Source organism: Kitasatospora sp. NPDC101235, from assembly GCF_044767505.1.
Classification (GTDB): Bacteria; Actinomycetota; Actinomycetes; order Streptomycetales; family Streptomycetaceae; genus Kitasatospora.
In genome coordinates, this window is sequence record NZ_JBIWNZ010000039.1 from 12979 (window position 1) to 25370 (window position 12392).

11 protein-coding genes are annotated in these 12392 nt (G+C 73.7%); 10 read left to right on the top strand and 1 reads right to left on the bottom strand.

Annotated elements, in window-relative coordinates; all coding sequences use genetic code 11:
• Nucleotides 1–82 precede the first annotated feature (82 nt).
• From ACIRRH_RS38735 to ACIRRH_RS38780, 10 genes are all read left to right on the top strand, one after another.
• Nucleotides 83–832: a YcnI family protein gene (locus ACIRRH_RS38735; protein WP_224284530.1), complete on the top strand. Its 750-nt coding sequence runs from the start codon at nucleotides 83–85 to the stop codon at nucleotides 830–832.
• A gap of 77 nt (nucleotides 833–909) precedes the next feature.
• Entirely contained in the window at nucleotides 910–1572 is a 663-nt protein-coding gene (locus ACIRRH_RS38740; RefSeq protein WP_403077193.1) for an SCO family protein, read from the top strand.
• On the top strand, nucleotides 1569–2084 hold the full coding sequence (locus ACIRRH_RS38745) for a copper chaperone PCu(A)C (RefSeq protein WP_403077196.1): 516 nt from the start codon (nucleotides 1569–1571) through the stop codon (nucleotides 2082–2084). The genes ACIRRH_RS38740 and ACIRRH_RS38745 overlap by 4 nt, the downstream gene beginning before the upstream one ends.
• 13 nt (nucleotides 2085–2097) lie before the next feature.
• The gene (locus ACIRRH_RS38750) at nucleotides 2098–4107 is read left to right on the top strand and encodes a FixH family protein (RefSeq protein ID WP_403077198.1); all 2010 of its coding nucleotides are present in this window, start codon (nucleotides 2098–2100) and stop codon (nucleotides 4105–4107) included.
• 20 nt (nucleotides 4108–4127) lie between these two features.
• Nucleotides 4128–5396 carry an iron uptake transporter deferrochelatase/peroxidase subunit gene (gene efeB, locus ACIRRH_RS38755; RefSeq protein ID WP_403077201.1) on the top strand — a complete coding sequence of 423 codons (1269 nt, stop codon included), beginning with the start codon at nucleotides 4128–4130 and terminating at the stop codon, nucleotides 5394–5396.
• 146 nt (nucleotides 5397–5542) lie between these two features.
• Nucleotides 5543–6478 carry a prephenate dehydratase gene (gene pheA / locus ACIRRH_RS38760; RefSeq protein ID WP_403077203.1) on the top strand — a complete coding sequence of 312 codons (936 nt, stop codon included), beginning with the start codon at nucleotides 5543–5545 and terminating at the stop codon, nucleotides 6476–6478.
• Between the two features lie 616 nt (nucleotides 6479–7094).
• Complete coding sequence (gene serS, locus ACIRRH_RS38765; protein WP_224280797.1) at nucleotides 7095–8369, top strand: serine--tRNA ligase; 1275 nt, start codon at nucleotides 7095–7097, stop codon at nucleotides 8367–8369.
• A 54-nt stretch (nucleotides 8370–8423) separates the two neighbouring features.
• Complete coding sequence (locus ACIRRH_RS38770; RefSeq protein WP_224280796.1) at nucleotides 8424–9269, top strand: HAD family hydrolase; 846 nt, start codon at nucleotides 8424–8426, stop codon at nucleotides 9267–9269.
• 206 nt (nucleotides 9270–9475) lie between these two features.
• Nucleotides 9476–10198 (top strand): FadR/GntR family transcriptional regulator, encoded by a 723-nt coding sequence (locus ACIRRH_RS38775; RefSeq protein WP_403077207.1) that lies wholly within the window; start codon nucleotides 9476–9478, stop codon nucleotides 10196–10198.
• A gap of 63 nt (nucleotides 10199–10261) precedes the next feature.
• Nucleotides 10262–11506, top strand: coding sequence for a CynX/NimT family MFS transporter (locus tag ACIRRH_RS38780; protein ID WP_403077209.1), 1245 nt, complete (start codon nucleotides 10262–10264; stop codon nucleotides 11504–11506).
• A gap of 118 nt (nucleotides 11507–11624) precedes the next feature.
• Here ACIRRH_RS38780 and ACIRRH_RS38785 read toward each other — a convergent pair whose 3' ends face one another.
• Nucleotides 11625–12341, bottom strand: a complete 717-nt coding sequence (locus ACIRRH_RS38785) for an ABC transporter permease (RefSeq protein WP_403077212.1) — start codon at nucleotides 12339–12341, stop codon at nucleotides 11625–11627.
• Nucleotides 12342–12392: the final 51 nt, after the last annotated feature.

Genomic DNA, 12392 nt, shown 5'->3' on the forward strand with positions numbered 1-12392 from the left:
CCCCGCGCGCGGCCCCCGCGGCACGGCTCACGTCCGTCGCCCGGTACCGGCTGCCGCCAGCTCCGATCGGAGACCCCGCATCATGCGTTCCCTTCCCGCCCGCCGTCTCGCCGCCGTCGCCCTCACCGCCGCCGCCTCCGTGGTGGCACTGGCCGGCCCCGCCTTCGCGCACGTCACCGTGAACCCGGGCGCGGCCGCCCAGGGCGGCTACACGGCCGTCGACTTCCGGGTGCCGAACGAGAGCGACACGGCGGGCACGGTGAAGCTGGAGGTCAACCTCCCGCTGGACCACCCGCTGGCCTCGGTCCGGACCCTGCCGCTGCCGGGCTGGACCGCCACGGTCGAGAAGGCCAAGCTCGACAAGCCGATCAAGGTGCACGGCAACGACGTCACCGAGGCCGTCTCCAAGATCACCTGGACCGCCGACGCCGGCACCAAGATCGCCCCCGGCCAGTTCCAGGAGTTCCGGGTCTCGCTCGGCCCGCTGCCGACCGACACCGACAACCTGGTCTTCAAGACCCTCCAGACCTACGACAACGGCGACGTCGCCCGCTGGATCGACGAGAGCAAGGACGGCCAGCCGGAGCCGGCCAAGCCCGCGCCCGTCCTGAAGCTCACCAAGGCCGCCGAGGGCGACGGCCACGGCGTCACCGCCTCCCCGGCCGCGGGCGCCCACAGTGACAGCTCCGACCACACCGCCGCCTCCGGCGACGCCAAGTCCAGCGACTCCACCGCCCGCACCCTGGGCGTGGTCGGCATCGTGGTCGGTGTGATCGGCACCGCCGTCGGCGTGCTCGGCCTGCGCCGCAAGAGCGGCGGCTCCGCCTCCTGATCCCCCGTGCCGACGGGCCGTGCCCACCTTCCGGGTGCGGCCCCGCCGGCGGTCCACCGCGCACGATCGGAACTCCCATGCTCACCCGCACCACCCGTCTGGCCGGCGCGGCCGCCCTCGCGCTGGCCGCCGCCCTGACCCTCTCCGCCTGCGGCTCCTCCGGCGGCGACTCCACCGCCGCCAAGGTCACCCGGCAGAAGGAGGACACCCCGTACCAGGGCACCAAGCTCGCCAAGAACTTCGAGAAGCCGGACCTCCAGCTGACCGACACCTCCGGCCGGCCCTTCGACCTGCGTCAGCAGACCAGCGGCAAGGCCACCCTGCTGTTCTTCGGCTACACCAGCTGCCCGGACGTCTGCCCGACCACCATGGGCGACATCGGCGTCGCGATGAAGGCGCTCTCCCCGGAGGACCGGCAGAAGATCAACGTCGTCTTCGTCTCCACCGACCCGCAGCGCGACACCCCCGAGGTGCTGCGCACCTGGCTGGACTCGATGGGCAGCGACTTCATAGGCCTCACCGGGGACCTGGCCAAGGTGAAGACCGCCGCCAAGTCGCTCGGCATCATGATCGAGGACCCGGTCGTCAACACGGACGGCACCGTCACCTCCACCCACGGCGCGCAGGTGCTGGCCTTCCTCCCTTCGGACGACAAGGCTCACGTGCTCTACATGAGCGGCACCGAGGAGAAGACCTACGAGCACGACCTGCCGCTGCTCGCCAAGGGGGTCGCGGCGTGACCTCGGTGCAGACCGGAACCCGCCGCTTCCGCCGCAGCGCCCTGCTCGGCGCCGTCGTCGCGACGGCCCTGGGCGGCGGCGCCATCCTGGCCGCCTGCGGGACGGGCGGCGGCACGGGCGGCCAGGACGGCACCCCCAGTGGCCCGGCCAGGCTCAGCGTCGCCGACTCCTACATCCCACTGCCCCCGGCCGGCGGCATGGCGGCCGGCTACCTGACCGTCCGCAACGACGGCGGGCAGGACCAGCTGCTCAAGGTGACCAGCCCGGCCGCCGAGTCGGTCACCATGCACCGCTCGACCGCGTCGACCATGGAGCAGGTGGACAGCCTGGACGTCCCCGCTCACGGCGCCCTGCAGCTCGCCCGCGGCGGCAACCACCTCATGATCATGGGATGGCAGAAGGCCCCCGTCCTCGGCGACGAGCTGGAGCTCGACCTCACCTTCGCCAAGTCCGGCACCATCTCCGTCAAGGTGCCGGTCAAGGAGCTCACCTACCGACCCGGCCAGAGTTAAGAGGACCACCACCATGCTGTCGGCCGGCCTGGAGAAGGCCACCCACCGCCGGATCGCCGGGGTGCTCGGAGTGCTCGGCGCCCTGCTCGCGCTGATGCTCGCGGGCGCCGGGCCGGCCTCCGCGCACGCCACCCTGGATTCCACCGACCCGCGGCAGAACTCGGTGCTCGCCACCGCCCCGCAGGCGGTGACGCTGACCTTCAGCGAGTCCGTCTCGCTCTCCGGCGACTCCGTCCGGGTGCTCGACCCGGCCGGCAAGGCCGCGGACACCGGCAACCCGGCGCACGCCGACGGCAAGGGCAACACCGCCCGGGTCGGGCTGCGGAGCGGACTCTCCAACGGCACGTACACGGTGGCCTGGCGGGCCGTCTCGGACGACTCGCACCCGGTCGGCGGGGCGTTCACCTTCTCGATCGGCGCGCCCTCGGACACCTCGGTGTCGGCCACCGCGCTCCAGGGCGCCGACGCCGACGGCGTGGTCGCGGCGCTGTACGGCACCGGCCGCGCCGTCGCGTACACGGCCTTCGCGCTGCTGGTCGGCGTCGCCGCCTTCGTGCTGGTCTGCTGGCCGGCCGGCACCGCCCGGCGCCGGGTGCAACGGCTGCTGATGACCGGCTGGACGGCGCTGCTGGTCTCCACCGTCGCGGTGCTGATGTTGCGCGGCCCGTACGAGCGCGGCTCGGGGGTCGGGCAGGCCTTCGACCTGTCGCTGGTGCGGGCCACGCTGGACGAGCGGATCGGCACCGCGCTGGCCGCCCGGCTGCTGCTGCTCGCGGCGGGCGGGGTGTTCCTGTCGCTGCTGGTCGGGCAGCTGGGCCAGCCGCCGCGGCCGGTCGTCCCGGAGCCGCTGGGCGGGGAGCAGAACGGCTCCGAGGAGGACGCCGAGGCCGCCGAGCTGCGCGCGCTGGAGCGGCGGGCCGCCGAACGGCCGCAGCACGAGGTCCGGCTCGGCCTCGGCGTGGCCGGGCTGGTGCTGGCGGTCGCCCTCTCGGCGACCTGGGTCGGCGCCGACCACGCCTCGGTGGGCATCCAGGTCTGGCTGGCGCTGCCGCTCGGCGTCCTGCACCTGATCGCCATGGCGCTCTGGCTCGGCGGGCTGGCCGCGCTGCTGGTCGCGCTGCGCGAGGGCGTCGGCGCCGAGGTGGTGGACCGCTTCTCGAAGATCGCCTTCGGCTCGGTGGCCGTGCTGGCTGCGACCGGGATCTACCAGTCCTGGCGGGGCCTGGGCAGCTGGGGCGCGCTGACCGGCACCGAGTACGGGCGGCTGCTGCTGGTGAAGAGCGGCTGCGTGGTCGCGATGCTCGGCGTCGCCTGGATCTCCCGCTCCTGGCTCGCCCGGCTGCGCTCGGCCCCGGCCGAGGCGGTGGAGGTCGCCCCGGCCGAACGGCCGGAGCCGGTCGCCGTGGCGGCGCACAGCGAGGACCCGGTCCGGCAGGCGCAGCTGGAGCGCCAGCTGGCAGCCCGGCAGAGCGCCGGTCGCGACCGCGGGCTGACCCCGACCCGGGCCGGGCTGCGCCGCTCGGTGCTGGTCGAGGCGCTGGTCGCGGTGGCGGTGCTGGTGGTCACCACGATGCTCACCAACTCCCCGCCCGGGCGGGTGGCGGGCGAGGTCAAGGCCGGGGCGGCCAACGCTCCGGCCGCCGGCGGGGCCGCGGCGGCTCCGCAGACCGAGCCGGGTCGCACCGTCGAGCTCAAGCTCCCGTACGACACCAAGGGCCGGACGCCGAACGCCAAGGGCACCGCGGTCGTCACCCTCAACCCGGCCCGGACCGGGCCGAACGAGGTGAAGCTGGCGCTGGACGGCGCGGACGGTCAGCCGGTGGACGTCCCGGAGGTGCAGCTCGCCTTCACCCTGCCGGACCGCGACCTCGGCCCGCTGCCGGTCGCGCTCACCCCGGAGGGCACCGGCCGCTGGAGCGGCACCGCGCAGCTGCCGCTGGCGGGCAACTGGGTGGTGTCGGTGCAGATCCGCTCCTCCGACATCGACCAGACCACCCCGACCCAGCAGTTCAAGATCGGATGAGCGGGGTGGCGGACGTGTCGATGGACCACGATTCGACGGGGCCTGCGGGCTTCACCCGGCGGGCGCTGCTCGGCACCGCCGGGGCCGGGCTGCTGGCCGGTGCCGGCGCGGGTGTCGCCGGGGCGGTCGCGGTGGACGGGCGGCCCGGCGGGACGGCGGCTGCGGCGGGCCCGTCCGGCCGGGCGCTGGGCGCGGCCCGGGTGCCGTTCCGCGGCGAGCACCAGGCCGGGATCACCGACCCGCAGCAGGCCAGGGTCCAGCTGGCCGCCTTCGACCTGGCCGAGGGCGTCGGCCGGGACGGGCTGCGCACCCTGCTGCAGCGCTGGACGAAGGCGGCCGACCGGCTGACCGCCGGGGAGCCGGCCGAGGAGTTCGACAACCAGGTCGCACTGGACGCCGGGCCCTGCTCGCTCACCGTCACGGTCGGCTTCGGCGGCGCGCTGTTCGACAGGGCCGGGCTGGCCGACCGCCGCCCGCCCGGGCTCGAACCGCTGCCCGCCTTCCCCGGCGACGCGCTCGACCCGGCCCGCGGCGACGGCGACCTGTTCGTCCAGATCGGCGCGGACGACGCCCTGGTCGCGGTGCACGCCCTGCGGGTGCTCCAGCGGCTGGCAACCGGTACGGCGGCGTTGCGCTGGCAGTCGGCCGGCTTCGCCCGCACCCCCGGCGCCGCCGCGCAGCCGGTGACCGGACGCAACCTGATGGGCCAGATCGACGGCACCAACAACCCCAGGCCGGACGAGGAGGGCTTCGCCGCCAAGGTGTTCTGCGCCACCGGCGGCGACCAGCCGGCCTGGCTGACCGGCGGCTCGTACCTGGTGTTCCGGCGGATCCGGATGCTGCTGGACCACTGGGAGGCGCTGCCGGTGGACCGGCAGGAGCGGGTGATCGGGCGGCGCAAGTCGGACGGCGCCCCGCTCGGCGCGCCCGCCGGGGCCGGTGAGCGGTCCCCGGTCGACCTCACCGCGCAGGGCCAGGACGGCACCCTGACGATCCCCGCCGACGCCCACATCCGGGTCGCCGCCCCGGCGGCCAACGGCGGGGCGGCGATGCTGCGGCGCGGTTTCTCGTACCACGACGGGCTGTTGCCGGACGGCTCGCCGGACGCCGGGCTGCTCTTCCTCGCCTTCCAGGCCGACCCGCGCAGGGGCTTCATCCCCGTGCAGCGCAAGCTCTCCCGGGGCGACGGCCTGTCCCGCTTCCTGCGGCACGAGGCCGGCGGCCTGTACGCGCTGCCGCCGAGTGCGCCGCCCGGCGGCTACCTCGGCCAGCAGTTGTTGGAGGGGTAGTTCCCCGGGGGTTCGAAGAAGGACCCCCGGGATTCACCGCCGCGGTCCCGGTCTCTGGAACGCTTTCCTGCCGGGGCCGCGGAATCGTTATGGTGACTGCTTCGGCTCACCCTGCCCGCGCAGCACCGAGATCCCACGGAGGCGTCATGTCGGCCACCCGCTACACCTACCTCGGACCGGCCGGCACGTTCACCGAGGCGGCCCTGCACACCCTGCCCGAAGCGGCGACCCGGGAGCTGGTGCCGCTGTCCTCGGTGGCGCTGGCGCTGGACGCGGTGCGCGGCGGGGAGGCGGCCGGGGCGTTCGTCCCGATCGAGAACTCGGTGGAGGGCGCGGTCACCGCGACCAACGACGAACTGGCCTCCGGCGCACCGCTGATGATCTACCGTGAGGTGCTGCTGCCGATCACCTTCGCGCTGCTGGTGCGGCCGGGCACCGAGCTGTCCGGGGTCAAGACGGTGACCAGCCACCCGGTGGCCCAGCCGCAGGTGCGGCGCTGGCTGGCGGCCAACCTGCCGGAGGCGAACTGGGAGTCGGCCGCCTCCAACGCGGACGGCGCCCGGCTGGTCGCCGAGGGCCGCTACGACGGCGCGTTCGCGGGCGAGTTCGCGGCGCCGATCTACGGGCTGGAGCCGCTGGTCAAGGACATCGCGGACGCGAAGAGCGCGGCCACCCGGTTCGTCCTGGTCGGCCGCCCGGGGCGGGTCTCCTCGCCGACCGGCGCGGACAAGACCTCGATGGTGGTCTGGCTGCCGGACGACCACCCGGGTGCGCTGCTGGAGCTGCTCCAGGAGTTCGCGGTGCGCGGGGTCAACCTGATGCGGATCGAGTCCCGCCCGACCGGCGAGGGCATGGGCAGCTACTGCTTCCTGATCGACTGCGAGGGCCACCTGTCCGAGCGCCGGGTCGGCGAGGCGATGATGGGGCTCAAGCGGATCTGCCCGCAGGTGCGGTACCTCGGCTCCTATCCGCGCGCCGACCGGCAGGAGTCCACCCACCGGCGGCCGGGGACCTCGGACGCGGATTTCACCTCGGCGGCGGACTGGCTCTCCCGCGCGCTCGACGGCCGCGGGGACATCTGAAGCCCGCGGGGCGCCCATAGCCCGCGGGGGCGTCCGTAGCCCGCGGGGCGCCCATAGCCCGCGGGCCGGCCGAAGCCCCCGGGGCATCCGGACTCCTCCGGACATCCTGGCCACATCTTTTGTCTTTCCGACCTTTTCCGACAGTTCCGGACCGGGCCGATCGGGCGGGGCGGGTGGCCCCACCCGTCATCCACAGGCGGCCCGGAGCCGGAGACCGCTGTCCACAGGGCTCCCCGCTGTCCACAGCCGGAAGTTATCCACAGGCCTGGGGGCGAGTCGACAAACCGGTATAGCCATTGCTCAGAACAGGTCGGACCATCGGTTTGCGTCGCAGAGATGACCAATCGGACCAGAGTCACCCGGTTGCCAGCAAATCACCCGTCCGAGTGCTTCAATTCCCTCACTCGGGAAGGTGGATTGAGGTTTGAAACCTCAATCCCCTGGTTCGTTCACGCGGAAGGCGATCCTCCCTTTTGATCCACAGGCCCGGGGCCGGGCCTGTGGATAACCCGGTGACGGAGAGTTCCCCACGCGGGTTATCCACAGGATCGGGCGAGTTATCCCCAGGGGAAAAGCCGTACCGGTGGAGGAACGGTCTCCCGGTACGCTTGGGCCTGTGATTGACCTTCGCCTGCTCCGTGAGGACCCTGACCGAGTGCGCGCCTCGCAGCGCGTCCGTGGCGAGGACGTCGACCTGGTCGACGCCCTCCTCTCCGCCGACGAGCGACGCCGGTCCTCGGGCAGCCGCTTCGACGAACTGCGCAACGAGCAGCGGGTGCTCGGCAAGCAGGTCGCCCAGGCCAAGGGCGACGAGAAGGCCGCCCTGCTCCAGCGCACCAAGGACCTGGCCGCCGAGGTCAAGGCCGCCGACGCCGAGCAGAGCGCGGCCAAGGAGGAGGCCGACCGCCTGCTCCGCTCGCTGGCGAACCTCATCGACCCGGCCGCCCCGGTCGGCGGCGAGGAGGACTTCGTCACCCTTGAGGAGATCGGCACCCCGCGCGACTTCGCCGCCGAGGGCTTCGAGCCCCGCGACCACGTCGAGCTGGGCCAGATCCTCGGCGCGATCGACACAGAGCGCGGCGCCAAGGTCGCCGGTGCCCGCTCCTACTACCTGACCGGCGTCGGCGCGCTGCTGGAGCTCGCCCTGGTCAACATGGCGATCGCCCAGGCCACCGCGGCCGGCTTCACCCCGATGATCACCCCGACCCTGGTCCGCCCGGCCGCCATGGACGGCACCGGCTTCCTCGGCCAGGCCGCCGAGAACGTGTACCACCTCGCCGAGGACGACCGGTACCTGGTCGGCACCAGCGAGGTCCCGCTCGCGGCGTACCACATGGACGAGATCCTCGACGCCGACAAGCTGCCGCTGCGCTACGCCGGCTACTCGTCCTGCTTCCGCCGCGAGGCCGGCACCTACGGCAAGGACACCCGCGGCATCATCCGCGTCCACCAGTTCGAGAAGGTGGAGATGTTCGTCTTCACCACCCCCGAGGACGCGGAGAACGAGCACCGCCGCCTGCTCCAGTGGGAGAAGGACTTCCTCAACGCGCTGGAGCTGCCGTACCGGGTGATCGACGTCGCCTCCGGCGACCTCGGCGCCTCGGCCGCGCGCAAGTTCGACATCGAGGCGTGGATCCCCACCCAGGGCAAGTACCGCGAGGTCACCTCGACCTCCAACACCACCGAGTACCAGGCCCGCCGACTGTCGATCCGGATGCGCGAGGAGGGCAAGACCCGCCCGCTCGCCACCCTGAACGGCACCCTGGTCGCCGTCCCTCGCACCATCGTGGCGATCCTGGAGAACCACCAGCAGGCCGACGGCTCGGTCGTCGTGCCCGAGGCGCTGCGGCCGTTCCTCGGCGGGCGGGCCGTCCTCGAACCGGTCAAGTAGACCCGGTCCGCACCCGCCCAGCACGACCTGCAACTCCCGGGAGACGTACGGCCCATGAGCACCATCAGCCCCAGCCCCGCCTCCCCCGACGGTGGCGACCTGCCCTACCGGCTGGTCGCCACCGACCTCGACGGCACCCTGCTCACCAGCGGGGAAACCGTCTCCGAGCGCACCCGCGCCGCCCTCGCCGCGGCCACCGGCGCGGGCGCGCTGCACATCATCGTCACCGGGCGCTCGGCCGTCTGGGCCCGCCCGATCTTCGACGAGATCGGCTACACGGGGATAGCGGTCTGCGGCCAGGGCGCCCAGGTGTACGACGCCGGCGCGCACAAGCTGCTCACCTCGCTCACCCTGGACCGGCGGCTCGCCGCGATCGCGATCGAGAAGATCGAGGCCCGGACCGGCCCGCTCGCCATCGCCGCCGGCCAGGACGGCCTCGACGGCCAGGTGCTGGCCGGCCCCGGCTACGAACTGCTGATCGGCTCCGACCTGCCGGTCGTCCGGGTCGAACGCAGCGAGCTGTTCGACGCTCCGCTCAGCAAGCTGTACATCCAGCACCACGCCCTCACCGACGACGCCCTCGCCGAGGCCGCCCGGCACGCCGCCGGCGACCTGGTCGGCGTGGTGATGGCCGGCGCCGGCGTGGTCGAGCTGCTCCCGCTCGGCCTGTCCAAGGCCACCGGCCTGGCCGTCGCCGCCCGCCGCCTCGGCGTCCGTGCCGCCGACACCATCGCCTTCGGCGACATGCCCAACGACGTCCCGATGTTCGGCTGGGCCGCCCACGGCGTCGCCATGGCCAACGCCCACGAGGAACTCCTCGCCGTCGCCGACGCCGTCACCACCAGCAACGACGAGGACGGCGTCGCCGCGGTCCTGGAGCGCCTCTACCCGCAGCGCTGACGCCTCCGGCAGGGCCGACCGCAGGCCCGCGGGCCCCGGCCTCCGCGCTGCGGCCTTTCGCCGCGCGCAGTTCCCCGAGCGGACCGGCCAGGAGGGCCGGTCGGGTGTTCATGGGCTGCTCAGGGGTGGGTTGTAGGATGACCGGACAAGCGGTTGTAGGATGACCGACGACCGATGATGGCGTGTGTGGTGGGAAGGGGTCCGGCATGAGCGGCGGTTTGCAGGCGGCCGGGCGGCGCTCCCTGGTGGACACCGCGATCGAGCAGTTGCGGGAGCAGCTGGCGGGTGGGGCGTGGCCGGTGGGGTCGCGGATTCCCACCGAGCACGAGCTGGCCGAGCAGCTGCACGTCGGGCGGAACACCGTCCGGGAGGCGATCCGGGTGCTGGTGCACGCCGGGATGCTGGTCTCCCGGCAGGGCGAGGGGACGTTCGTCCGCTCCACCAGCGACCCGGCGTCCGTGCTGCGCGGCGTCCAGCGCTCGGGCATCCGGGACGTCCTGGAGGTCCGTGCCGCGCTGGAGACCGAGGGCGCCCGACTGGCCGCGCTGCGGCACACCCCCGAGGACATCCGGCGGATGCGCGCCGCGCTGGCCCGTGAGGCCGAGGTGTTCGCGGCGCACCCCGAGCGGGCGAGCCGCGAGGCCACCGTCGAGCACGACCTGGAGTTCCACACCGCCGTCGTCGAGGCCGCGCACAACCCCGCGCTGGCCGAGGTGTACCGCTACTTCGGCGCCTCCGTACGCGAGGCGATGACCTCCGCCTTCGGCGACCACGACATGCCCGAGGCGGTCGTGGCCACCCACGAGGCGCTGGTCGACGCGATCGAGAGCGGTGACCCGGACCGGGCCGAGGTGGCGTGCCGTGCGCTGCTCTCCGGCCCGACCGCGGCCGTCGAGCAGCTGCTCGCGGCCATCGCGGCCCGGAAGTAGGACGGCGCGAGCCTCCCTTCCGCCGTCCGCATCCACGTACATTCACGAAAGAACAGCACATCCATGGCCGTCACCCGTGCCCAGCAGCCGGTTGTCACCACTCCTGCCCCGCTCCCCGTCCGAGCCCGGCTGGCCCATCCGCTCCTGCTGCTGACCGGCATCGTGCTGGTCGCGCTGAACATGCGCGCCTGCCTGGCGGCGGTCTCCCCGATGGTCGGCGAGATCCAGCGGACCTTCGGCCTGTCCGCCACCGCGAGCGGGCTGATCACCACCGTTCCGGTGCTGTTCCAGGGCGTCGGCGCCCCGCTCACCCCCCGGCTGACCCGCCGTTTCGGGGCCGAGCGGGTGGTGCTCGGCGCGGTGCTGGTGCTCGGCGCGGGCGTGCTGCTGCGGGTGCTGCCCTCGGTGACCGCCCTGTACGCGGGCTGCGTGGTGATCGGCGTGGCGATCGCGGTGCTGAACGTGTCGATGCCGGGCCTGGTCAAGCGCGAGTTCCCGGACCGCGCGGCCACCATGACCGGCGTCTACTCGACCACCATGCTGGTCGGCGCCACGCTCGCGGCCGGCACCTCCGTCCCGCTGGAGCACGCGCTCGGCGGCGGCTGGCGGGCCTCGCTGGGTGTCTGGTCGCTGCTCGCGCTGATCGCGGCGGTGGCCTGGCTGCCGCAGGTGCTGCGCTCCCGCCAGGAGCAGCACCGGGGAGCGGTGGCCGCGGCCGGCGCGCCGGCCAGGCCGGTCGAGGGCATCTGGAAGTCCCCGCTGGCCTGGCAGATCAGCCTCTTCATGGGCATCTCGTCGCTGCTGGTCTACACCCTGGTCGCGTGGATGCCGACCATCCTGGCCGACCACGGCATGGAGCGCGGCCAGGCCGGCCTGGTCTTCGCCTTCTCCAACCTGGTGCAGGTGGCGGGCGCCTTCCTGGTGCCGCTGATGGCCGGCCGGATGACCAGCCAGCGCGCGCTGGCGGTGACCATGGCCGCCCTGAACGGGCTGGGCATCGCCCTGCTGCTGGTCGCGCCGGTCTCCGCCGCGTGGGTGTCGGCGACCATCCTCGGTGTGGCCCAGGGCGGCTCGCTGGGTCTGGGCCTGGCGTTCATCGTGCTGCGCACCCGCACCGCGGCCGGCGCCGCCCAGCTGGGCGGGATGTCGCAGGCGATCGGCTACCTGGTCGCGGCGGCCGGCCCGGTGGGCGCGGGCGCGCTGCACCAGCTGACCGGCGGCTGGGAGACCACCCTGGTGCTGATGCTGGTGCTGGTCCTGGTGGTCGGCGCGGCCGGCTGGGGCGCGGGCCGCAACCGCACCCTCTGAGCCGCACTCCCGCGCGTCTGCGAGACCCGGGTGCACTGAGCCCCGGATGCCCTCACGGGTGTCCGGGGCTCAGTGCACCCGGGTCCGGTGCCCTACGGGGCTCCGTGCCGTACCGGGCTCACTCCTCGCTGGCGAGGGTCATCCCGGCCAGCTTCACCGAGGCGAACACCGTCGCCGCGACCGTGACCACCAGCAGCAGCGGCACGGCGGCCCCGAGCGAGACGTCCGAGCTGATCGCGTTCTGTCCGGCGACCGCCTCGGCCACCGAGCGGCCCCACTGCTGGACGCTCAGCGTCCGGGCGCCCTCGACGAAGTTGCCGACCGTCGACTCCCAGATCAGGGCGTACGCCAGCCCGGCGACCACCGCGTGCCGGGTGACCACGCCGAGCAGCAGGAACAGCGCGCTGTACGCGGCCCCGGCGACCAGCACCGCCACGGTGTAGCCGAGCGCCACGCCGTCCTGGGTGCCGACCAGCAGCAGCCCGGCCAGCAGCGTCGGGACGACCGAGAACAGCCAGGTGACGCCGATCGCGACGACCAGCTTGGTGGTGACGATCCGCCACCGGGGCAGCGGCTTGGCGAGCAGGTAGACGATCGAGCCGTCGTCGATCTCGTTGGCGATCACCCCGGTGCCGACCACCAGCCCGAGGATCGGGACCAGGGTGCCGAGGCCGAGGGCGCCGAGGATGTTGCCGGCCGTTTCGTGCGGGTCGGCGCTGGACACGCTCGCGATGGCCGAGATGACCAGCAGCAGGGCGGGGACCACCAGCAGCAGCAGGCCACGGCGGCGGCCCAGCAGCCCGCGCAGGGTCAGCCTGGCGACGGTGGGGTTCATGGTCGGTCGGCCCCTTCCTGGGCAACAACGGCCTGGGCAACAACGGTCCTG